At 72.4% G+C, this 21,538-nt stretch carries 23 protein-coding genes; 13 read left to right on the top strand and 10 right to left on the bottom strand.

What is annotated here, in order from left to right; genetic code table 11:
- Window positions 1-5 precede the first annotated feature (5 nt).
- Window positions 6-1,187 (bottom strand): Fic family protein, encoded by a 1,182-nt coding sequence (locus DEI99_RS00890; protein ID WP_111043067.1) that lies wholly within the window; start codon window positions 1,185-1,187, stop codon window positions 6-8.
- 139 nt (window positions 1,188-1,326) lie between these two features.
- Between DEI99_RS00890 and DEI99_RS00885 the strand changes: the two genes are divergently transcribed.
- Complete coding sequence (locus tag DEI99_RS00885) at window positions 1,327-2,388, top strand: Gfo/Idh/MocA family protein (protein WP_284180908.1); 1,062 nt, start codon at window positions 1,327-1,329, stop codon at window positions 2,386-2,388.
- Window positions 2,385-3,461, top strand: coding sequence for a Gfo/Idh/MocA family protein (locus DEI99_RS00880; RefSeq protein WP_258369382.1), 1,077 nt, complete (start codon window positions 2,385-2,387; stop codon window positions 3,459-3,461). Before DEI99_RS00885 ends, DEI99_RS00880 begins: the two co-directional genes overlap by 4 nt.
- On the opposite strand, the gene DEI99_RS00875 is transcribed toward DEI99_RS00880, so the two are convergent.
- On the bottom strand, window positions 3,448-4,083 hold the full coding sequence (locus DEI99_RS00875; RefSeq protein ID WP_258369384.1) for an ATP-binding cassette domain-containing protein: 636 nt from the start codon (window positions 4,081-4,083) through the stop codon (window positions 3,448-3,450). The genes DEI99_RS00880 and DEI99_RS00875 overlap by 14 nt on opposite strands.
- A gap of 50 nt (window positions 4,084-4,133) precedes the next feature.
- Between DEI99_RS00875 and aztB the strand changes: the two genes are divergently transcribed.
- From aztB to DEI99_RS00855, 4 genes are read left to right on the top strand one after another with little or no spacing between them, the layout of a single operon-like run.
- Window positions 4,134-5,033, top strand: a complete 900-nt coding sequence (aztB, locus tag DEI99_RS00870; RefSeq protein ID WP_111041688.1) for a zinc ABC transporter permease AztB — start codon at window positions 4,134-4,136, stop codon at window positions 5,031-5,033.
- The gene (locus tag DEI99_RS00865; protein WP_111041689.1) at window positions 5,030-6,223 is read left to right on the top strand and encodes an ABC transporter; all 1,194 of its coding nucleotides are present in this window, start codon (window positions 5,030-5,032) and stop codon (window positions 6,221-6,223) included. The genes aztB and DEI99_RS00865 overlap by 4 nt, the downstream gene beginning before the upstream one ends.
- The gene (locus DEI99_RS00860; RefSeq protein ID WP_502867010.1) at window positions 6,220-7,125 is read left to right on the top strand and encodes a metal ABC transporter solute-binding protein, Zn/Mn family; all 906 of its coding nucleotides are present in this window, start codon (window positions 6,220-6,222) and stop codon (window positions 7,123-7,125) included. The genes DEI99_RS00865 and DEI99_RS00860 overlap by 4 nt, the downstream gene beginning before the upstream one ends.
- A 26-nt stretch (window positions 7,126-7,151) precedes the next feature.
- Entirely contained in the window at window positions 7,152-8,321 is a 1,170-nt protein-coding gene (locus tag DEI99_RS00855) for a hypothetical protein (protein WP_181434429.1), read from the top strand.
- Window positions 8,322-8,412: 91 nt separating this feature from the next.
- Here the strand turns inward: DEI99_RS00855 and DEI99_RS00850 are convergent, their stop codons facing one another.
- On the bottom strand, window positions 8,413-8,769 hold the full coding sequence (locus DEI99_RS00850) for a VOC family protein (protein WP_111041691.1): 357 nt from the start codon (window positions 8,767-8,769) through the stop codon (window positions 8,413-8,415).
- A 177-nt stretch (window positions 8,770-8,946) separates the two neighbouring features.
- On the opposite strand from DEI99_RS00850, the gene DEI99_RS00845 reads away from it, so the two are divergent.
- From DEI99_RS00845 to msrA, 3 genes are all read left to right on the top strand, one after another.
- On the top strand, window positions 8,947-9,408 hold the full coding sequence (locus tag DEI99_RS00845) for a DUF4383 domain-containing protein (protein WP_111041692.1): 462 nt from the start codon (window positions 8,947-8,949) through the stop codon (window positions 9,406-9,408).
- 328 nt (window positions 9,409-9,736) lie between these two features.
- Window positions 9,737-10,558 carry an aldo/keto reductase gene (locus DEI99_RS00840; protein WP_111041693.1) on the top strand — a complete coding sequence of 274 codons (822 nt, stop codon included), beginning with the start codon at window positions 9,737-9,739 and terminating at the stop codon, window positions 10,556-10,558.
- Window positions 10,559-10,642: 84 nt separating this feature from the next.
- Entirely contained in the window at window positions 10,643-11,164 is a 522-nt protein-coding gene (msrA, locus tag DEI99_RS00835; protein WP_111041694.1) for a peptide-methionine (S)-S-oxide reductase MsrA, read from the top strand.
- A 69-nt stretch (window positions 11,165-11,233) separates the two neighbouring features.
- Here msrA and DEI99_RS00830 read toward each other — a convergent pair whose 3' ends face one another.
- Window positions 11,234-13,654, bottom strand: a complete 2,421-nt coding sequence (locus DEI99_RS00830; RefSeq protein WP_111041695.1) for a fibronectin type III domain-containing protein — start codon at window positions 13,652-13,654, stop codon at window positions 11,234-11,236.
- A gap of 220 nt (window positions 13,655-13,874) precedes the next feature.
- Here DEI99_RS00830 and DEI99_RS00825 point away from each other — a divergent pair, with 220 nt between their 5' ends.
- Both DEI99_RS00825 and DEI99_RS00820 read left to right on the top strand, forming a co-directional pair.
- Window positions 13,875-14,408: a hypothetical protein gene (locus tag DEI99_RS00825; RefSeq protein WP_111041696.1), complete on the top strand. Its 534-nt coding sequence runs from the start codon at window positions 13,875-13,877 to the stop codon at window positions 14,406-14,408.
- Window positions 14,408-14,929: a DUF6611 family protein gene (locus tag DEI99_RS00820; protein WP_111041697.1), complete on the top strand. Its 522-nt coding sequence runs from the start codon at window positions 14,408-14,410 to the stop codon at window positions 14,927-14,929. The genes DEI99_RS00825 and DEI99_RS00820 overlap by 1 nt, the downstream gene beginning before the upstream one ends.
- A gap of 20 nt (window positions 14,930-14,949) precedes the next feature.
- Here DEI99_RS00820 and DEI99_RS00815 read toward each other — a convergent pair whose 3' ends face one another.
- A complete protein-coding gene (locus DEI99_RS00815; protein WP_111041698.1) occupies window positions 14,950-15,870 on the bottom strand; it encodes a phosphatase PAP2 family protein in 921 nt (306 codons plus the stop codon).
- Window positions 15,871-16,027: 157 nt separating this feature from the next.
- Here DEI99_RS00815 and DEI99_RS00810 point away from each other — a divergent pair, with 157 nt between their 5' ends.
- Window positions 16,028-16,195, top strand: a complete 168-nt coding sequence (locus DEI99_RS00810; RefSeq protein WP_181434430.1) for a hypothetical protein — start codon at window positions 16,028-16,030, stop codon at window positions 16,193-16,195.
- Window positions 16,192-16,449 (top strand): hypothetical protein, encoded by a 258-nt coding sequence (locus DEI99_RS00805; RefSeq protein ID WP_111041699.1) that lies wholly within the window; start codon window positions 16,192-16,194, stop codon window positions 16,447-16,449. Before DEI99_RS00810 ends, DEI99_RS00805 begins: the two co-directional genes overlap by 4 nt.
- 120 nt (window positions 16,450-16,569) lie before the next feature.
- Here DEI99_RS00805 and DEI99_RS00800 read toward each other — a convergent pair whose 3' ends face one another.
- The 5 genes from DEI99_RS00800 to DEI99_RS00780 all read right to left on the bottom strand — a co-directional run bounded on the left by DEI99_RS00800 (window position 16,570) and on the right by DEI99_RS00780 (window position 21,527).
- Entirely contained in the window at window positions 16,570-16,968 is a 399-nt protein-coding gene (locus tag DEI99_RS00800; RefSeq protein WP_111041700.1) for a hypothetical protein, read from the bottom strand.
- 412 nt (window positions 16,969-17,380) lie between these two features.
- Window positions 17,381-17,581: a hypothetical protein gene (locus DEI99_RS00795; RefSeq protein ID WP_111041702.1), complete on the bottom strand. Its 201-nt coding sequence runs from the start codon at window positions 17,579-17,581 to the stop codon at window positions 17,381-17,383.
- A gap of 17 nt (window positions 17,582-17,598) precedes the next feature.
- Window positions 17,599-18,384 (bottom strand): ABC transporter permease, encoded by a 786-nt coding sequence (locus tag DEI99_RS00790; RefSeq protein WP_111041703.1) that lies wholly within the window; start codon window positions 18,382-18,384, stop codon window positions 17,599-17,601.
- On the bottom strand, window positions 18,381-19,328 hold the full coding sequence (locus DEI99_RS00785) for an ATP-binding cassette domain-containing protein (protein WP_111041704.1): 948 nt from the start codon (window positions 19,326-19,328) through the stop codon (window positions 18,381-18,383). The genes DEI99_RS00790 and DEI99_RS00785 overlap by 4 nt, the downstream gene beginning before the upstream one ends.
- Window positions 19,329-19,406: 78 nt before the next feature.
- The gene (locus tag DEI99_RS00780; protein WP_284180907.1) at window positions 19,407-21,527 is read right to left on the bottom strand and encodes a peptidase domain-containing ABC transporter; all 2,121 of its coding nucleotides are present in this window, start codon (window positions 21,525-21,527) and stop codon (window positions 19,407-19,409) included.
- Between the last annotated feature and the right edge of the window lie 11 nt (window positions 21,528-21,538).

Here is a 21,538-nt window from a genome sequence, read left to right as displayed (position 1 = left end):
GCGCTTCAGCCGCGACGACCGGCCCGCCGGGCGAACGCGTCGAGCGCCGCCAGGACCTCGTCGTTGCGGTACAGGACCCCGTGCTGGTATTCGTTCTTCGACAGGAGGACCCCCGCTGCGACGAGCTTCTGGAGGTGCGGGTAGGCGTTCCGTGGGGCGATCCCCATCTGGGAAGCGAGCGTCGTCGCGTTCAGCACCGGCTGGCGGGCGACGACGTCGAGTGCGGCCCAGACACCGGAGTCGCGCCGAGCGTCGATGCGATCACGCCAGCCCCGGCGGATCCGCTGGATGTCCTGCACCAGTTCTTCGGCGTTCCCGATGGCGGTGAACGACGCTTCCGCCACCCGTCGGATGATCGGCTCGACGTCTCCGCGGCGGTACGCCATCAGCGCCTCGACGTACCCGTCGGTGTCGGCGAGGAGCCCAGCTGACACGGGGACCGTGACGTTCCGGGTCAGTTCGTTCGAGCGCAGCATCGCCTGCAGCAGAGCACGCCCCGTGCGCCCGTTGCCGTCGGTGAACGGGTGGATCGTCTCGAACTGCGCGTGTGCCACCGCGACCTGCGCCAACCGCGGCAGGTCGAGGCGTCGTGCGAACGTCAGCACGTCGTCGATCAACGCCGGCACCCGTGGCCAGGCCGGGGCGACGTAGTCAGCACCGACCGGGGATCGTCCGTCCGTCCCGATCCAGACAGACTCCTGTCGGAAGGCTCCGGCCTCGTGGTGGGGGTCTCCGTCCATCAGCACCTCGTGCATGGCGAGCACGGTGTCCGCGGTCAACTCATCGGACAACTCGATGGCGGTCCGCATGGCACGCGTGTTGGAGATGATCGCGGCGGCGTTGCGCTTGCCCCGGGCGCCGATCTCCGCGGTGAAGACCTGTCGGGCACTCGCCGTGAGGTGTTCGATCTGTGAGGACGCCGCTGCCTCTGACCGGAGGAGGAGCGATGAGAACGGCGCCACCTCGCCACCGAGCTCGCCATCGAACCGCACCAACGCCGTGGAGGCCTCGTCGACCAGCGTCGCCACGGCGTCACTCAGCTCGAGTGCGGCCGCGGCGATGTGCGGCGGCACCGCGGCGAGGTACTGTTCGCGCACCCTGCTGCGTCGAGCTGCCCGAGGACCATGGTCGGCGTCACGCCGCTCCCAGTCGAGTTGCTCGTACTCCAGCGCCGGCCAGGTGCCCATGGTCACGACGCTCCTTCCGATCGCAGAACAACGACGCCAGATCTTCTGACTTGTGCCACTATCTCAGAAAAATCCGTCCCGTGCTTCTGTTGTCGACCCAGCGCTGCCCGAGGGCCGCCCGTGCACGCCGCTCGGTAGCATGGCGGCGCCCGGTCACCGTCGACCGGCTCACCCCGCGAAGGAGCCCCGATGCCCCCGACCCCCCCGGATCGGCCTCGTCGGCGCCGGCGGCATCGCCCGTGCGCACCTGCCCGGTCTGCTGCGCCTCGGCCCGGTCGTCGTCCACGCCCAGGGCGGTGCCGACGAGCTCGCCGCGGCCTTCGGTCCCGACGCCGAGGCCGCCGGGTCCTCGATCACCGTCGTGGACTCGCTCGACGCGCTGTTCGACGCGGTGGACGTCGTCGACGTCGTGACCCCGACCGCGACGCACGCCGAGGTGGTCCGCGCGGCGCTGGCCGCCGGCAAGGACGTCGTGTCCGAGAAGCCGCTCGCCCGCACCGACGCCGACGCGGCCGACCTGGCCGAGCGTGCGCGCGACGCCGGCCGACAGCTCTACCCGGCCCACGTGGTGCGGTTCTTCCCCGCGTACGTGCGCCTCAAGGAAGCCGTGACCACGGGCCTCCTCGGCGACCTGGCGGTGCTGCGGTTCGTCCGCTCCGGGGCCTTCCCGCTGCACGCGCCGTGGTTCGCGGACCGGGCACTGTCCGGGGGCATCGTGATGGACCAGATGATCCACGACCTCGACATCGCCCGCTGGGTCGCCGGTGAGGTCGTCCGGGTCTCCGCGGTCGGCACGCGGAGCGGTACCGACGCCGAACCGGTCGAGGCGGCGCACGTGCTCCTCACGCACGCGTCCGGAGCGATCACCCACGTCGCCGGGGTCTGGGGGCCGCAGCACCTCGGCTTCACGACGGAGTACTCGGTGACCGGCACGGCCGGCAGCCTGTCGCACTCGTCCCGCGCCGAGCAGGACTCCGTCGCCGACCTGGCGACGCCCCAGGCGCTCGACGGCTCCCTGCCGCAGGTCGACCCCGCCGACGACCCGTACGGCGCCGAGCTGCACGAGTTCCTCGCCGCGTTCGCCGGGGGCCCGACCCCGCGGGTGAGCGTGGACGACGGCGTCGCGGCGGTCCGGCTGGCGAACGCGGCGCTCGAGTCGCTCGGGACCGGGCAGCCGGTGTCGCTCGAGGTGCCCGCGTGACCGACCTCAGGATCGCCGTGCTGTCCTTCGCGCACACCCACGCGATCGGGTACCTCACCGCCCTCGCCGCGATGCCCGGGGTCGAGGTGCGCGGTTCCGACCCGGACGGCGTCAGCACCGGCGGGTCGCTCGTCGAGCTGCGCGGCCGCGACCTGGCCGACGAGCTCGGCGTCGCCTACGTCGACACGTACCAGGAGCTCCTGGCCTGGGGGCCGGACGCCGTCGTCGTGACGAGCGAGAACGCCCGGCACCGGGAGCTCGTCGAGGCCGCCGCTGCCGCCGGCGCGCACGTGCTGTGCGAGAAGCCCCTCGCCACGACGTGGGAGGACGGCATCGCGATGCGCGACGCCGTGCGGGCGGCCCGCGTGCTGCTCATGGTCGCGTACCCGGTGCGGTTCACCTCGGCGTTCGGCAGGCTCCGGGCGGCGCACGAGTCCGGTGCCCTCGGGCAGGTGTTCTCGATCCGCGGTGCGAACAACGGCATGCTCCCGCTCACCCGGTCCTGGTTCACCGAACCGGAGCTGTCCGGCGGAGGCGCGATCGTCGATCACGTCGTGCACGTCGCGGACCTCGTCGAGGGCCTGACCGGCTCGGCTCCCGTCTCGGTGACGGCCGTCGCCAACCGCACCCTGCACGCCGCGCGCGCCCGGGCCGAGACCGCGGGACTCGTGACGGTCACCTACGAGGACGGCGTCGTCGCCGCCGTCGACTGCTCGTGGAGCACGCCGGACACCTCGGCGGTGTGGGGCGGGTTGACCCTGGACGTCGCGGGCACCGGCGGCACGATCGCGACCGACTTCTTCGGGGCCGCCGCCCGCGGCACCGCCACCGCGACCGGTCTGCCCATCGAGTCGCGGTACGGCGCCGACCCCGACACGGCGATGCTCCGCACGTTCGTCGACGCGGTCCGCTCCGGTGAGCAGCCGCAGCCGGACGTGCACGTCGGACTCCGGACACTGGCGGTCGTGCTCGCCGCCCAGGAGTCGGTGGCCACCGGCAGGACGGTGGCGGTCCGGAGCGAGCAGCCCCGCCCCGCTGCTCCGGACGGTCCGCGCACGGTCAGCCGAGCCTGACGACCCGGTCGGCCGCGGCGATCGCGACCGGGTCGTGCGCCGCGTGCACGACCACGACACCGTCGGCCGCCTCGGCGGCGAGCGCCGCCACCACGAGCGCCGCGGAGTCGGCGTCCACCCCGGCGGTCGGCTCGTCGACGAGCAGCACCCGCGCACGCTGCGCCAGGCCGAGCGCCACGAGCGTGCGCTGCCGCTGACCGCCGGAGAGCTCCTCGACCGGCCGGTCCGCCAGGTCCGCGATCGCCATCCGCTCCAGTTGTGCGTCGACGAGGGCCCGGTCGCCGCGCCCGAGTGGTCGCCACCACGCGCGGTGCCGCCACCGCCCCATCGTCACGGCCGCGCGGACGGTGAGCGGCAGGGTGGTCGGCGGCACGGACTGGGTCACGTAGGCGACGCCGTCGGCCGGGAGGCCCGTCACCCGTCCGCCGGACGGCGTCACGACCTGCGCCACCACGTCGAGCAGCGTGGACTTGCCGGAGCCGTTCGGACCCGTGAGCGCGGTCACGACCCCGGCCGCGAAGGTCGCGTCGACGCCGTCGAGGACGGTCCGGTCACCGCGGACGGCGGTCACCCGGTCGAGGTGGACGGCGGTCCGCAGGTCGTTCGGAGCGGTCGGAGGCACCTGAGCACGCTATCAGTATCGATAGTCGTTTTCATGTAGCGTCTCGGACCGTGACCTGGCTGACCGATCCGTTCTCCGTCGACTTCATGGTGCGCGCCCTCGTCGGCGGCGCCCTGGCCGCGGTCCTCTGCGCCGTGGTCGGCACCTGGGTGCTCGTCCGGGGCATGGCGTTCCTGGGCGAGGCGCTGTCGCACGGCATGCTGCCCGGCGTCGCGGTCGCCACCCTGACCGGGATCCCGGCCGTGCTCGGCGCCGCGGTCAGCGCCGGCGTCATGGTCCTCGGCGTCGGGGCACTGCGCCGCCGTGCCCGGTTGTCGTACGACACCTCGATCGGGTTGCTCTTCGTCGGCATGCTCGCCCTCGGGGTCATCATCGTGTCGTCCTCGCGCTCGTTCGCCACCGACGTCACCGCGATCCTGTTCGGCGACGTCCTGGCGGTCACCCGCGCCGACCTGGGCGGCCTCGCGGTCGCCGTGGCCGTGGCACTCGCCATGGCGGTCGGGTTCCACCGGCCGTTCACCGCCCTGGCCTTCGACCCCCGCAAGGCCGCCACGCTCGGGCTGCACCCGCGGGTGGCCGAGGTCGTGCTCATCGGCCTCGTGACCCTGGCGGTCGTCGCCTCGTACCGGGCCGTCGGCACCCTGCTCGTCGTCGGCCTGCTGCTCGCGCCCGCCGCAGCCGCACGCGCGTGGACCCGGCACGTGGCCTCGACGATGCTGCTCGGCGCCGGCATCGGCACCGCCGCCGTCCTCGTCGGCCTGCTCGCCTCGTGGCACGCCGGCACCGCCGCGGGCGCGAGCATCGCCGCGGTGGCCGTCGCGAGCGTCGTCGCTTCGCGAGCCGCAGCAGCAGCCGTGGTCGCGCTGCGACGCACCCCGACCCCGGCACCGGCGCGCGCGGCCGCGCCGGCAGCACCGCGATCCGCCGCACCGTACCGAGAGGGAGCATGACGCACTCGACCACCCGACGCGCACCCGCGCGCCTCCTGTCCACCATCGGCCTGGCCACCGGCCTGGCCCTCACCGTGACCGCCTGTTCCACGGGCACCCCGTCGGCCGACCAGACGACCGCGAGCGCCCGCCCCCACGGCTACGTCGAAGGGGCGAGCGAAGCCCAGGAGCCGCAGGTGCGCCTCCTGGCCGTGTCGGCGACCGGCGAGACGGCGCTGCACGACCTGCTGACCGAGGAGTCCACCGAGCTCGACGGGGTGGGTGCCCCCGAGCACTCCGCCACCGACGGCCGGTTCCTCGTGACGAGCGACGGCGACCGCACGACGATCGTCGACGGCGGCGCGTGGACGGTCGACCACGGCGACCACACGCACTACTACGCTGCCGAGCCCCGCGTCGTCGGCACCGTCGACGGCGGCGGCCCGGTCGAGGTGCACTCGTCCGAGACCATGACGACCCTGACGTGGCCGGACCGCGGCGAGGCCGTCGTGCTCGACCGCGCGGCCCTGGGCCAGGGCGAGGTCGACGAGACCGCGCGGGTCGACGCCACGGTCCTGCTGCCGGTGGGCGAGCAGCTCGTCGCCGCCCAGGGCGACACCGTCCGGGTGCTCGACGCGGACGGCCACCCGGTCGACACCGCAGCGGGCGGCGAGCAGGCCTGCACCGACCCGGCCGGCGGGATCCTGACCCGCGCAGGAGCCGTGGTGGGCTGCGCCGACGGCGCGGTCGTCGTCGACGACGCCGGGCAGACGTCCTTCGTGGACCGGCCGGACGACGCCGAGCGCCCGACGGCGTTCGCCGCACGCGCCGGGCGTCCGACGGTCGCCGGGTTGGCCGGGGACACCGGCTTCTGGCTGCTCGACGTGCGCGAGGGCTCGTGGCGCCACGTGCCGACCGAGCGCCCGCTGCGCGCCGTGGTCGCCGTGGACGACGAGGACGAGCACGTGGTCGGGGTCGACGTCGACGGTCGCGTGGTCGTCGTGACGCCGGACGACGGCACAGCCGCCTCGACCGAACCCCTCATCGACGCCGGTGCCACTCCGTTGCTGCAGCTCGACGCCCAGCGCGCGTACCTGGCCGACCCCGCCGACGGCACGGTGCACGAGATCGACTTCGCCGACGACGCCCGCGTCGCCCGCACCCTCGAGCTGCCGGTCGCACCTGCCGCCTTCGCGGAGGTCGGGCTGTGAGGGCGACGACGCGACTGCTGACCGCCGTGGTCGTCACCGCGACGCTCGCCGTCACGACCGCCGGGTGCACCGCCGCCGGCTCGGACCGCCCCCTCGTCGCCGTCACCACGAACATCCTGGGTGACGTCGTGTCCGAGGTGGTCGGGGACCGGGCCGACGTCATGGTCCTCATGCCGCCGGGTGCCGACCCGCACTCGTTCGAGGTCTCGGCGCAGCAGGCAGCACGCCTGCGGAGCGCCGACCTGGTGGTCGAGAACGGCCTCGGGCTCGAGGAGGGCGTCGCGCGGCACGTGCAGGCCGCGGCGGAGGACGGCGTGCCCGTGACCACCGCCGGTGACACCGTCGAGACGCTCGACTGGACCACCGAGGACGACAGCGGCACGGACCCGCACTTCTGGACCGACCCGGCACGGATGGTCGACGTCGTCGAGGCGCTCGACGCGGACCTGCGCGCGGTCGGCATCGAGCCGGGCGGCACCGACGCCTACCTGGCCGCGCTGCAGGACCTAGACGACGAGATGACGACCGCACTGGCCACGGTGCCCGAGGACCGTCGGGCCCTCGTGACGAACCACCACGTGTTCGGGTACCTGGCCGACCGGTACGGCTTCCGGGTCGTCGGCGCGGTGATCCCGAGCGGCACGACGCTCGCCTCGCCGAGCGCCGCGGACCTGCGCGACCTCGCCGACGCGATCGAGACGGCGGGGGTCCCGACGATCTTCGCCGACGCCTCGCAGCCGGCACGACTGGCCGAGGTGCTCGCCGAGGAGGTCGACGTGCACGTGACTGTCCGACCGCTCGCGACGGAGTCGCTGACCGAGGACGGCGCCGCCTCGACGTACCTCGGCATGATGCGGTCGAACACCGCGGCGATCGTCGACGGCCTGTCGATTCGTAAATGAGAATGAGAATCAATACAGTGTTGTCCATGACCTCACCGAAGAACCTGCTGGCCCCGGCCGCCCTGCTCGGCGCCGCCGCCCTGGCCCTGACCGGCTGCTCCTCGAGCCCGGCCGCCGGCGACCGCTCCCCGACCCCCGCGGCCGACGGCACGCGCATCACGCTGACCTACGACGGCGGCCTGCTCACCCTCGACGACGACCTGCGCGTGGTCGCCGACGACGCGATCGACGGCTTCACGCGCGTCAACCCCGCCGGTGACGGCCGCCACGTGCTCGTCACCGTGCCCGAGGGCTTCCGGGTCCTCGACACGCAGGCCGAGCCGGCCCTGACCGACGCGGTGTTCCCCGCCGACACCGGCGGTCACGCGGTCGTGCACGGCGACCGGACGGCGCTCTTCGCCGACGGCACCGGCGACGTCACGACCTTCGACCACACCGAGCTCGACGGGGCCGACCTGCCCGACGTCGAGACGACGAAGTCCGAGGCCGCCCACCACGGCGTCGCCATCGAACTCGAGGACGGCACGCTCCTGACGACCATCGGCACCGAGGAGAGCCGCTCCGGCGTGCGCGCCCTGGACGCCGACGGCGAGGAGATCGCCCGCTCCGAGGCGTGCCCCGACGTGCACGGCGAGGGCGCGGTCTCGGACGAGGTCGCGGTGTTCGGCTGCACCGACGGCGCCCTCGTCTACGCGGACGGAGCGTTCGAGAAGATCGACGCCCCGACCGAGTACGGCCGCACCGGCAACCTGTTCACCACCGAGGACTCCTCCGTCGCGGTCGGCGACTACAACGACGACCCCGACAGCGAGGGGTACCTGCTCGACCAGGTCGCCCTCATCGACGCGGCCTCGGGCGAGTACACCGTCGCGGACATGCCCGACGGCGTCGGCTTCACCTTCCGCGACCTCGCCCGCGGCCCCGGCGACGAGGCCGTCGTGCTCGGCTCGGACGGTGCCCTGCACACCTTCGACGAGACGACCGGCGAGCAGCTCGAGTCGTTCCCCGTGATCGCCGCGTGGGAGGGCCCGGCCGAGTGGCAGGACGCCCACCCCGCACTGAAGGTCGCCGGTGACGTCGCCTACGTCACCGACCCTGCCGAGCAGAAGGTGCACGCGGTCGACCTGACGACCGGGAAGGTCATCGCCTCGAGCGACGAGCTGCCTGGCGTGCCCAACGAGATCGCGGTGGCGTAGCACCGGAACGAGCCCGAACCGGACGGGAGGCCCGTGGCGGCGTCGCCACGGGCCTCCCGTCCGTCTTCCGCGCGCGTCAGCGCGGCGGCACTCAGCCCTGCGGCGGCGAGTAGAGCTGCAGGTCGTTGCCCTCGCTGTCCTTGAAGGGGATGATCTTGCCCCACGGGTGCTCGCTGATCTCGCCCTGGATGTCCGCGCCGCGCTCCTTGAGCGAGGCGACCTCGTCCTCGATGCTGCCGTCCGGCTGGAACGTCACGACCGCTCCCCCGCCGCTCGACGAGGTGGCCGACTCGCGGCCGTTCAGCCCGATCATCAGGCCGTTCGCGTCGATCTCGCTCCAGTCGTCCGACTGGTCCTTCACCGTGAGACCGAGGGTGTCGCGGTAGAACGCGACCGCACGCTCCATGTCGCTGACCGGGACCCAGACTGCTGCCACTCCACTTGCCATGGTGGTTCCTTCCGTTGGTGGTGCCGTCCTGCGGAGCGTAGGCAGCGCGTCGTGCGCACCAGCACAGGATCATCGGCGGACGGGTACGTTCGGACCGGACCTCCAAACCGCCCGGGGGCTTGCTCCGAATGCCATGTGCGCCGCGCTCGGCGACGCGCTCGAAGAAAGAGATCGATCATGACCAGCAGCACAGTTCCCGCTCGCTCCGGCTACGGCTCGACGTGGACCCAGAAGGGTGCACTCGTCTTCGGTGTCGTCTTCCTCATCGTGGGCCTGGCCGGCTTCATCCCCGGCCTGACCATGGACATGGGTTCGATGTCGATGGCCGGCGACGGCTCGATGGCACTGCTCCTGGGCACGTTCCAGGTGTCCGTCCTGCACAACATCGTGCACCTGCTCTTCGGCATCGTCGGGCTCGTCGCAGCTCGCGGCGCTGCGTCCGCCCGCCTGTACCTGCTCGTCGGCGGCATCATCTACCTGGTGCTCTTCGTCTACGGCCTGTTCACCGCGGGCATGTCCACCGGCGCGAACTTCGTGCCGCTGAACGTCGCGGACAACGTGCTGCACGCCTTCCTCGCCGTCGCGATGATCGTGCTCGGCCTGGTCCTGCCGCGGATCGGTGCGCGCACCGCGCGCTGACCCACCAGCGCGACCGACAGACGGACGGGAGGCCCGTGGCTACACCGCCACGGGCCTCCCGTCCGTCGTCTGCGCGCGATCGCGCCCCGGCACGGGCATCGCGCCCGCGTGAGCCGGGGCGCACCGCCCGCACGGGGGCGCGGCGTCTGTCGCCGCTGCCGTGCGTCGGCTGCCCGCGTCCGCGCCCCGGCGCGGGCATCGCGCCCACGTGAGCCGGGGCGCAACGCCCGCACAGGGGTGCGGTGCGCCGACGCACCGCCCGGCCCACCCCGCCGCGCCGGCGGCGCCGCTCCACGCCCCGTCGCAGCCACGGCGTACTGTCCGCTGCATGCCCGCACTCACCGACACGTTCACCATGTCCAACGGTCTGCACATCCCGAAGATCGGTTTCGGCACCTGGCAGATCCCGTCCGGCTCCGAGGCGTACGACGCGACGAAGACCGCGCTCGACCTCGGCTACCGCCACATCGACACCGCCCTGGCGTACGGCAACGAGGCCAGCGTCGGCGAGGCCGTCCGCGACAGCGGCATCCCCCGCGACGAGGTCTTCATCACCACGAAGCTGCCGGCCGAGATCAAGACCGCCGACGGCGCCCGCGAGGCCTTCGAGACCTCGAGCCGCAACCTCGACCTCGGCGGGATCGACCTGTACCTCGTGCACGCGCCGTGGCCGTGGAGCGACATGGGCAGCGACCACCGCGACGGCAACGTCGAGGTGTGGAAGGTCCTGGAAGAGGTCTACGACGCCGGCCGCACGAAGAGCATCGGCGTCTCGAACTTCGCCGTCGCGGACCTCGAGGACCTGCTCGGCCGCACCGACGTCGTCCCGCACGCCAACCAGATCCGCTGGTTCATCGGCAACACCCAGGACGAGACGACCGCGTTCGACCGCGAGCACGACATCCTGACCGAGGGCTACTCCCCGCTCGCCACCGGCGGCCTGCTCGAGAACGGTCAGATCGCCGAGATCGCGGCGAAGTACGACAAGACCGTCGCGCAGGTCGCGATCCGCTACCTGCTCGAGAAGGACGTCCTGCCGCTGCCGAAGTCCACGACCCCGTCGCGCATCGCCGCGAACGCCGACGTCGACTTCGTGCTCGCCGCCGAGGACGTCGCCGCCCTCGACGCGCTCGAGGACACCGCGAACTGACCCGAGTCGGGAACACGACACCCCCGTCGCCGGTTGCAGCAGAGGATGCCGCAGCCAGTGGCACGACGACCTCAGGAGGCCACCATGACCACCACCGAAACCGCCATCCTCGCCGGCGGGTGCTTCTGGGGAGCGCAGCAGCTCCTCCGTCGCCGTCCCGGCGTCATCAGCACCCGCGTCGGCTACTCGGGCGGCGACACCCCGAACGCGACGTACCGCAACCACGGCGACCACGCCGAGTCGGTCGAGATCGTCTTCGACCCGTCGGTGATCTCGTACCGCGACCTGCTCGAGTTCTTCTTCCAGATCCACGACCCGTCGACGAAAGACCGCCAGGGCAACGACGTCGGCCGCAGCTACCGTTCGGCGATCTACTTCACCTCGCCCGAGCAGGAGCAGGTCGCGCGCGACACGATCGCGGACGTCGACGCGTCGGGCATCTGGCCCGGCAAGGTCGTCACCGAGGTCGAGCCCGCCGGCGACTTCTGGCAGGCAGAAGAGGAGCACCAGGACTACCTCGAGAAGTACCCCGCCGGGTACACGTGCCACTTCGTGCGCCCGGGTTGGAAGCTCCCGCACCGCGACGAGGCGACCGCGGCCGTCTGACGCGATCGGTTTCCGGACAGGAGGCACGGTGCCAGCTGGCACCGTGCCTTCCGTCCGTCTTCCCGCGTCTCAGACGCGGCGGCGGCGCACCAGTGCCAGGACGAAGGCGCCGAGCGCCATCGCGAGCACGGCACCGCTCACCGCCAGCGGTGAGATCGAGCCGCCGGTGAAGGCGAGCTCGCCGACGTGGCGGACGGCCTTGCCGACGGTGTCGCCGGTCTCGTGCGTGACCGCGGTGATGACCGTCGCGGGCGTGGGCTTCGCCACCGTCAGGGCGAACGACGCCGTGACGGGTGCAGCGCCCGTGTCGCTGAGCGTCACCGTGAGCTCGTGGTCGCCCGGGGCGGTCGCCGCGGGGATCGTCACCACCGTGTCCAGGACGCCGTCCGCGCCGATGCGCTCGGTGGCGAGCACCACCACCTTCGAGTGCAGCTCGACGGTGACGGACGATCCGGCCGGCAGGTCCGTGGCGTGCAGTCGCACGCGGTCACCGATGCGGACCGTGCGGCCGTCGAGCGCGCCGCCGTCGGTCACGGCCGAGGGGACGAAGACGAAGGGCGTGGCGCCGACGGAAGCGCTCGGCGCCCCGGTGCCGACGGCGTTCACGGCGGCGACGCGGAACGACAGCTCGGTGCCGTTCTCGAGCCCGTCGACGGTGAGCGAGGTGCCCTCGGTGCCGGCGGCGTCCTGCCAGGGGCCGGTCCCCTCACGGGTCTGCACCACGTAGCCGGTGACGGCGCTGCCGCCGTCGATGGTCGGAGCTGTCCACGACACGGCCGCGGAACGGTCGCCGGGGACGACCGCGACGTCCTGCGGCACACCAGGCAGGGCGACCGGGGTGGCACGCACGGGTCCGCTCCAGGCGCCGGTGCCCGCGGCGTTGACGGCCGCGACACGGAAGGCGACCTCGGTGCCGTTCGCCAGACCGGTGACCTCGGTGGCCGTGCCGGCGACGGACGCGTCGTCGGTCCAGGTGGTGCCGTCCGTGCTGTGCTGCACGGCGTAGCCGGTGACGGGCGAGCCGTTGGCGGTCTCCGGTGCGCTCCAGTCCAGGGCGACCGAGGAGTCACCGGGCGTCGCTGCGAGCCCGCGGGGCGACGAGGGCAGCCCGAACGGTGCGCTGCCGCCGCTCGAGGCGGCGGGGCCCGTGCCGGCGGCGTTCGTCGCGGCGACGGTGAAGACGTACGACGTGCCGTTCGTCAGCTCGGGGACGACGACGCGGGTGGCATCGGCGTCGGGGCGGGCGACGACCGTGGCCGGGCCGCCGTCGGCGCTCACGGTGACGACGTAGCCGGTGAGCGGCGACGAGCCGTCTGCGGGAGCGGTCCAGGACAGCGCGGCGGTGGTGTCACCGGGCACGACGCGCAGACGACCGGGGGCGTCCGGGGTCGTGAAGGGCACGACGGCCTCCGACTCGGCCGACGACGGGCTGGTGCCGGACGCGCTCTTCGCCGTGACCGTGAAGGTCGTCGGGGTGCCGGCCGTCAGACCGGTCACGGTCGCCTCGGTGGTGGTGCTCGTCGCGGTCGCGCCGCCCGGGTGCGCGGTGACGGTGTACCCGGCGACCGGGTCGTCGCCGGCGGCGGCCGGGGCGGTCCACCGGACCGACGCCGAGGTCGCACCGGGCGTCGCCTGCACCGCGGTGGGGGCCGACGGCGCCTGCGCGGGACGGACGACGATCGTCGAGGTCACGTCGGCGGTGGTGTCGCCGGACGTCGCGCGGACGGTGAAGGTCGACGTGCCGACCCTGGTCGGGGTGCCCGAGAGCACGCCGGCGGACGACAGGGTCAGACCGGCCGGCAGCGCGCCGGCGACGACGGTCGTGGTCGACGGGACGCCCCCGAGGTCGTAGGTGTACGAGTACGGGTGGTCGACCGCGACGTCGGTGGTCGGGGTCCCCGCGATGGCCGCGTCCGCGACGACGTACTCGCGGAACATGAGGTCGTAGTACCGGGTGTAGTCGCTGGCGACCCCGTCCCGGAAGAGCCGCAGGCCGCCGCCCGCGTACACCGGATCCGTGAACGACAGGTACATGCCCCGGTAGTCGACGGAGAGTGCGTACTGGGTGCCGGCGCGCAGGGGCTTGACCGACGTCATCGGGACCGAGAACCAGCCGGGTCCGCCGACCGTCGTCGAGCCGCTCGCGAAGACGTCGTCGGTGCCGATGCCGTCCGCGCCCATCGCGCGGACCGTGACCTGGATCGTGCCGTCGCCGTCACCGGACATGGAGTCGGCGTCGAGGTCGATCTGAGTGACCGGCCCGGACAGCGACGGGGTGATGCCCTGGTCCCACCGGCAGGAGCACGCGATGGTGGCCTGCGGCCCGTCGTTGACCTGGTCGGGCCGGCTCGCCCCGGCCGCCGTGGCGGCGCCCGCTCCGGCGAAGACCGAGGCGGCGACCACGACGGCCCCGAGCAGGGCGCCGAGGCGGTGGACGAGGCGCCGTCGGCGCGGGTGGGCAGGGGGCGGCGGCAGGAGCACACCAGGCATGGCAGGGTCCACTTCGGGTCAGGACGGAGCACGGGGTACAGGAGTCAGGAAGGACTCAGTTTCGGTCACAGTAGGGCCTGGGAGCCGCCGACCGGTACGGCTGGCGGACCCCCAGTTCGGGCGACGGCGGGGGTGTGCGTTCCGTCAGGAGTCGCGGGCCGGCCGTTCGGGTTCCGTCAGCGCCCTTCTCCGGCGTCGCTCCGCGCGCGAGCGTGTCCGTGTGACCCTGACAGCGATCCTGCCGACGCTCCGCGCGTCCGTCCCCGACCCGGTGGACCCCTTCCTGTGGCCCGCGCACACGGTGCCCACGACCGACGACGTCCTCGTCGCCGCGATCTCGATGGTCCGGCTCGCCGACCTCGCTGGCACCCCGTGCGTGCACACCGCCGAGCAGGCCCCGCCCCGGTACCGCCCGCGCGACTGGGCACCGCGCGACGTCAGCGTCGCGGTCGCGTCGGTCGCCCGCGTCCGGCGGCCCCGCCCCGGCGTGGTCCTGCTCGAGCTCGACGCCGTGCTGCCCCGCTGCGCCGTCCTCGAGCAGGTCCGGCTCATCGGCCGCACGAGCACCGCGCCGCTGTCGACCATGTACGTGGTGACCCGGTGCGACGGTGAGACCGACGGCCCCTTCCACCGCCTGCCGACGCCGCTGCCCGCGGACGTCCGGGCCGGCGACCTGGTGTGCTTCCCGTGCCTCGCCACGGTGCGGCACCGGGACGTCGTCGAGCCGGTCCGCGCCGAGGTCGCGGAGGCCTGATGTCGACGTCGGCGGTCCCCCTGCGCTCCCGGTCGCTGCCCGGCCCGCACCTGTGGGGCTGGTACTCGGTGCGACCGGTCAGCCGTGCGATGTGGAGCTCGCGGACGCTGACGGTGTTCCCGCCGGGGACGACCCCGGCCGAGTGCTGGCGGTTGCGCGCCTGGCACGTCTGGCCGGCCCTCGGCGCGCTGCTCGTCGTGGTGGTGCTCGCCGTGACCGTCGACCGACCGGGTCCGGGGATCATCATCGGGCTCGTGCTCTACGCCCTCGGGTTCGTCGTGCTCGACCGGGCGACCCGGACGCTGCGCCCCCGGGTGCGGACGCTCACCGTGACGACCTTCCACGGGGGCGACCGACCAGAGGTGCACGGCGACGAACGGCTGCTGGCCGGGTCCCTCGACGCGTTGTCGATCCTGGAGCGGGCACTGCGTGCGCACCGGATCGGCCCGGTCGACTTCGAGCTCGTCTGGGCCGACGTCTGGGACGCGCTCCCGGCTCCGGGGTCACCGGTCGGCCGCTGACCCGGGCCGGCAGCGCTCGGTCACTCGTCGACGGAGTCGTCGTCCTGGGTGCTGAGGTACAGGCGGTGGCTGGTGATGATCATCGACAGCCACCCCGCGCCGGTCACCCACCCGACGGCGACGTCGGTGAACCAGTGGGCCCCGAGCAGCACCCGCGACAGCCCCACCGTCGCCGCCGTCCCGGCCGCACCGCCGATGATCGCGACCTGCGGGGCGGTGCGCTCCTGCCGTAGGGCCAACAGGTACGCGAGCGTCCCGATGATCGTCGTCGTGTTGAGCGTGTGCCCGGACGGGAACGACGGCGACGTCTCGAACGGCGGGATCGCGTCGCGGCGCCGCGGGCGGTTGCGCTTGATGAGGTCCTTGCCGAGCAGGGTCATCGCGAGTGAACCGGCACCGGCCGCGAGCAGCACCGTGACCGGGCTCGCCCGACGGTCCCGGATCGCGAAGGCCGCCGCCGACCCGAGCGTCAGGGCCGGCATCGCGACCGGGCCGAACACGTGCGCGATGGTCGCGGCCACCCCGTTGGCCAGCGGGGAACGCAGGCGCTTCGCGCGCTCGAGCGCCGGACGGTCCAGGCTCTGGATCCCGTCCCGTCCGGTGACGCCGTCGTAGATGTACGCGGCACCCGCCGTCGCCGCGACCGCGATGCCGCCGCCGACCGTGAGGGTGGTGACGAGGGCGCGCCGGGCGCCGATCCGCCGGGCGACGGAGCGGTGCCGCTCCTCGAGGCGCTGCCCGGGGCGGCTGCGCCACTCGGTCAGGTCACGGCGGCCGATGCGTCGGTCGTGGGGTGTGGGCGCGGAGGCGGCAGGGGTCGAGGGGTCGGTCACCGGGCCAGTCTGGCCCTCAGTGGTCAGCAGTACCGGAGTGACGGTGGCCTCCGCGACGGTGGCGGTCGCGAGCACGGTGCCGCTCGCAGCGTCGAGCTCGGCGCTCACGACCGCTCGGACCAGTACCACTCCGGCCTGACGGCTTGTTCTGGTCTTGACTCAGTGAGCGGAACGATCACCGGAGCATCCGTGGGAGTAACCGAATCCCCATTTCTTCCTTTGCTGAAATACTTGTGCTAGAACTCTACACACTGACGATGAGGTCTTGGGCCTCACGGCAGTCATCGACAGCCTGGACATCGATCGAGCAGCGTTCGACCAGATCGGTGCCACTGACACCCCCGAGTTCGAGGCTTGGTTCGCATCGTTCGCACCCGCGATCAAGGGCTACTGCCGCACTCCACCCCAGATCACCAACGAGGACCTGCCATGAACACGCTCCTCACTGCTCGCCGGATCGCCGTGACCGGAGCGGTCATGTTCGGCATCGGCGTCGTCCTGATCCTCGTCATCGACCAACCGCTCTACCTGGGAACGCAAGCGATCGACGTGGGCTTGGGATGGGGTGTCAGCGTGGGCTTCATCGTGAAGTACACAGCGTTCGGTCTCGGCCTCGTCCTCATCGGCGTGAGTCCCATCGCCTGGATGATCGAGACACGGTTCCCGGCTGGCCTCCCAGAGGAGTGAGCGTGCCTGCACCCTGCCGGAGCAACAGCGGGACCAGGCTCGACGGTTGCGATGGTCTCCACGGGCACCTGCTCGGGAGACGGTGCCAGCACCCGACCGGGATCGCGCACACGGTCCCGGTCAGGTCGCCGGGCTGACCCACCACCGGATCGCGGTGGTCCTCGATGCCCCCGGCGCCAGCGGGCTCCGGCGTCCGAGCACCTCGAGCTCGGCCAGGTGTGCGTCGGGCCGCAGGTCCTCGAGCGCGGCGATCGGTGCGGCGACGGGGCGCTGCAGCCACACCTCGAACCGCGCACCGCCGTCGGGGTACTCAGCGCCGACGGGGTGTTCAGCGCCGTCGGGGTGTTCAGCGCCGTCGGGGTGTTCAGCGCAGTCGTCCGGTTCCTCGGCCGCGGCGAGCGCGATCACGGTGCCCGAGGCCCGGCGGTACCCGACCGAGCGCCCGGCGCGGTAGCCGCGCTTCGCGACCCCGGTGCCGACGGGCAGCACCACGCCGTCCGGGCCGCCGTGCCCCTGCACCGCGCCCTCCCACGTGCCGAGGTCGAACTCGTCCGCCGGACCCGCGCCGTCGACGACGACCGTGCCGCCGTCCTCGGTGCGGACCTGGCAGACCTCCCACGGCGACCAGTGCGTGGTCCGGTCGCCCTCCTGGCCCCGTCGGCATCCGCGTCACCGCGATCGTGCCTGGCAACGTCCGCCCCGTGACCGTCGCCGTCCGCCAGGACGTCGCCGCGGCCGTGGCCTCCCCCGCGTCCGACCGTGCGCAGTGGGTCACCGGCACGACCCTCGTCGTCGACGGAGGCGTCAGTCCTCTGTCGCGAGCCACTGAAGGACGGGAGGCACGGTGCGGATCCGCACCGCGCCTCCCGTCCGTCTCGGTCGCGCTCACGAGGCGTTGCCCCCTCGAGTGACAGCGCGCCCCTGGCGGCCGTCAGCCGTTGGAGCGGTCACTCCGTTGCGCGGCGGCGCGGCGCATCAGCAGCCACTGCCCGAGCAGGAGGAGACCGATGACGACAGGGATCCAGGTCGTGACGGGCACGTCTGACACGAGCGGTCCCACGACGGCGCCGAGCACGACGCAGACGAGGCCGCAGACGAGGACGATGTTCTGGTTGAGGGTCGAGGGCTTCACGAGACGGTCCTTCCGTTTCAGGCGGTGATCGGACGGCGGAACCGGACGGCTCCTGCCAGCACTGCGATGACGACGTACACGACGAGGACGCCGATCCCCAGCGTCTGGTCGGCAGACGACGCGCCCGTCGCGAGGGAGAGCAGCGTCCCACCGCTGGCACTGTCACTCGCCGAGCCCGGCAGGTACCGCAGGGCGTCCGTGAAGCCGACTGAACCGGCGAGGACACGGAGCATCGGCTCGACGAACTGCGTGAACGCGAGGACGACCACCACGGCGACCAGTTGGTTGCGCACGAGGGCCCCGACCCCGACCCCGATGAGGCCCCAGAGGGTCAGCGTGAGGACAGCACCCGCGAGCCGTGACGTCACCGCATCGGTCGTGGCGGCAGGGTCCGTTCCGGTGGCGGTCAGCGCGAGGGCCACGACCACCGCAGTCACGAGCATCGCGGAGACGGCGAGCGCCGCCGAGAACACGAAGCCGACCACGAGCTTGGCCGCGAAGACCACGAGTCGACGCGGCTCGGCCAGGAAGGTCTGCGAGATCGTCCGGGACTGGTACTCGGACGTGACGACCAGGACACCGAAGATCAGCGGCAGCACGTAGGCGATCGAAGCCGGCAGGTTGTACAGCACCCCGACGCCGTCAGGCCCGTCGAGGTCGAGACGTGCCTGCGGCGCAGCGTGGACGGCGAACACCAGGAACGCCGAGAACGACGGCGCGACCACCAGCAGGATCAGGCCGATCACCCACCACGTCCGACCACTCGCGGCCTTGATGAACTCTGACTGGACCTGCGCTCTCATCGGGCCGACACCTCCGGGGCGACCCGTGCGAGGAACGCCGCTTCGAGTCCGAGCCGTTCGATCGAGAACCCGCCACGCAACCACGGGTCGGCAGCGACGAGGTCGTCGACCACCGGCGAGACCGAGGCGACCGGCGCCGAGACGAGCAACCGTGTCCCCGCGATCGCCTCGACCGGGAAGCGCCTCGACAACTCGGCTTCGAGGAGGCGGTGCGCATCGGGCCCGTACGGCGTCACGACCGTCGTGTCCTCGTCGAGGAGGTCCGAGAGGCAGCCGGTGAAGACGGTCCGACCCCGGTCGATCAGGACGACGTCGTCCGCGATCAACTCCATCTCCGCGAGCATGTGGCTCGACAGGAGCACCGTCCGACCCGAGGCGGCGAAGTCGCGGAGGAACGTCCGGAGCCAGTAGACGCCGCTCGGGTCCAGGCCGTTGGCTGGCTCGTCGAGGACGAGGACGTCCGGGTCGCCGAGGAGCGCGGTGGCGAGCGCCAGTCGCTGCTGCATGCCGAGCGAGTAGTCGCCGACACGACGACGAGCGTGTTCTGCGAGCCCGACGACGTCGAGGAGCTCCTCGACCCGGGTCCGAGCAGCATGCGCGGGCGCGGCGTACGCGAGCAGGTGCGATCTCCCACGTCGCCCGCGCGCAACGGCGCTGCTCTCCAGCGAGGCTCCGACAACGGTGCTCGGACGGGCGAGGTCGCGGTACCGCACGCCGTCGAACGTGGCACGTCCCGCGGTCGGTTCCAGCAGGTCGAGCATCATGCGCAAGGTGGTCGTCTTCCCTGCTCCGTTCGGGCCGAGGAACCCGGTGACCCGTCCGGGACGGACGGAGAACGACACGTCGGACACCACCTCACGGTCACCGAACCTGCGGGAGAGACCGTCGACGTCGACGACCACCCCGTCGTGGTCGGTCCTGCCCAGGACGCTGCGATCAGGCATGTGTTCGGCCCCTTCCCCTGCCGGCGACGAGGTCCCCGACTCGTTCCACCTCACGGTAGCAGACCCCCCGAACGAGGGTCACTCGACGACTTCCATCTGCGCTCGGACCAGGTCGCGGTAGACGCCGTCGACCGCCAGCAACTGGGGATGTGTGCCCCGCTGCACGATCCGGCCGTCCTGCATGACCAGGATCTGGTCGGCGGCCATGATCGTCGACAGCCGATGAGCGATCACGACCTGGGTGCACCGCATCTCGCGGAGCGAGTTGGCGATCGCAGCCTCCGTCACCGCGTCCAGCGCACTGGTGGCCTCGTCGAGGACGAGCACCTTGGGCCGGCGTGCCAGCGCGCGTGCGAGGGCGATCCGCTGCCGCTGCCCCCCGGAGAGGCTCCCGCCCATCTCACGGACCTGGGTGTGGAAGCCGAGGGGCATCCGTTCGACGTCGGCGGTGAGCGATGCCAGACCCGCCGCGGCGTGGACCAGCGGCATGTCGGGCACCCCACCCGTGAAGTCGATGTTCTCCGCGATGGAGCGGTTGCTCAGCACGACGTCCTGCGGCACGTGCCCGACGGCGCGGTACAGCGAGTCGGGAGTCATCTCGTCCAGCCGCCGACCCGAGAACGCGATCGAACCCTCGGAGACCGGGTGCAACCCGAGCAACAACTTGCCGAGCGTGCTCTTCCCCGACCCCGTGCTCCCGACGATCGCGACCCGTTCTCCGGCGCGGACGGTGACGTCGATGTCGCGGAGCACGGGGCGGGTGGCCCCGGGGTAGGTGAAGTGCACGGCCGACACGTCGATGGACCCGTCGAGGTCGACGTCGTCCTCACCGAAGACCGGTTCGTCCTCGGGCTGGTTGACGATGTCTCCCAGCCTGGAGACCTGCGCGTTCGCGAGGACGAACTGGGAGAACGAGGACGACAGGCTGAGGACCGTGCCGAGCGCCGTCGCGGCGAGCGCTTGCGACGCCACTGCCGCTCCGAGGCCGAGGTCACCCGTCCGTACGAGTCCGAGTCCCACCAGCAGCACGACCAGCGGACCGAACATCTGCAGAGCGCTGGTCGCGCTCGAGATCCGTCCCTGCACGACGATCCGTCGAGCGGTGTGCCCGACCGCGCGTGCGTAGACCGTCCGCCATTCCTCGAGGAACCGCCCGGTCATGCCCGAGACCTTCAACGTCTCGATGGACGACAGCGCTTCGAGTTGCATCGACGACGCTCGCGTCGTCTCCGCGATCTCGTCGTCGATCACCGTGCGACTCGGCCGGTACCCGATGACGGCCACGGCCACCATGACGCCGAGGAGTCCGAGGGCAACGGATCCGAGCACGGCGGAGCGGAGGAACAGGTAGGTGAAGACCGCGAACAACGTACCGAGGTCGAGCACGACCATCGTGAGCTGTCCGCTGATCATGTCGCGGACCGACGTCACGCTCGCGAGGCGGTACATGAGCTCACCGGACGAACGGTTCGCGAAGTACTTGAAGGGCAGCTCGAGCAGACGACCGAAGGTGGTCGTCATCATCACCGAGCCGAGTCCGCTGACGATGCGGGCGATCACCCGGTTCCGCAGCGCGGACACCGCGTAGTAGCTGAGCATCGACAGGGCCAGCACGAGCGCGATCAGGAGCGCCGGGCTGTCGCCGACGAAGGAGCCGTACTCGTTCACGGCGTACTCCGTGGCGAGCGGGACCCCGAGCACGGCGAGGTAGAGCACGAGGCTGAGCGCACCCGCGACGCTGATCGGGTTCCGCAGACCCGAGGTCTGGCGGAGGAACGAGGCCCAGACGCTCCGTTCGCGCGGACGGCGTTGCACCCAGTCCTCGGCGGGCACGGCGTGGATCACCACGCCGGAGTAGTGCTCGAGGAACTCCGACATCGGGATCCGTCTGCGTCCCGTGGCCGGGTCGACGATGTCGACGTCGTCCTTCCGGATCCGCTCCACGACGACCAGGTGGCTGTCGTCCCAGTAGGCGATCAACGGACCGTCCAGCTGCCGCGCTGCAGCGATGCTCGCGCGGTAGGGCCGGACCTCCATCCCCTGCCGACGGAGCAGGACGACCACGTCGCGCAGCCCGAGACCGTCCCGACCCGTCTCGTACTCACGCCGGAGAGCCGCCACCGTGCCGTTCGCTCCGTACGCGGAGAGGACCATGGCACTGCAGCACAACCCGCACTCGGACTGGGTGAACTGCTGCACCACGCGCACCC

This window comes from Curtobacterium sp. MCLR17_036 (assembly GCF_003234445.2).
Classification (GTDB): Bacteria; Actinomycetota; Actinomycetes; order Actinomycetales; family Microbacteriaceae; genus Curtobacterium.
Note: the sequence above shows the minus strand (reverse complement) of the source record. Positions and strands in the feature narration are given on the sequence as shown.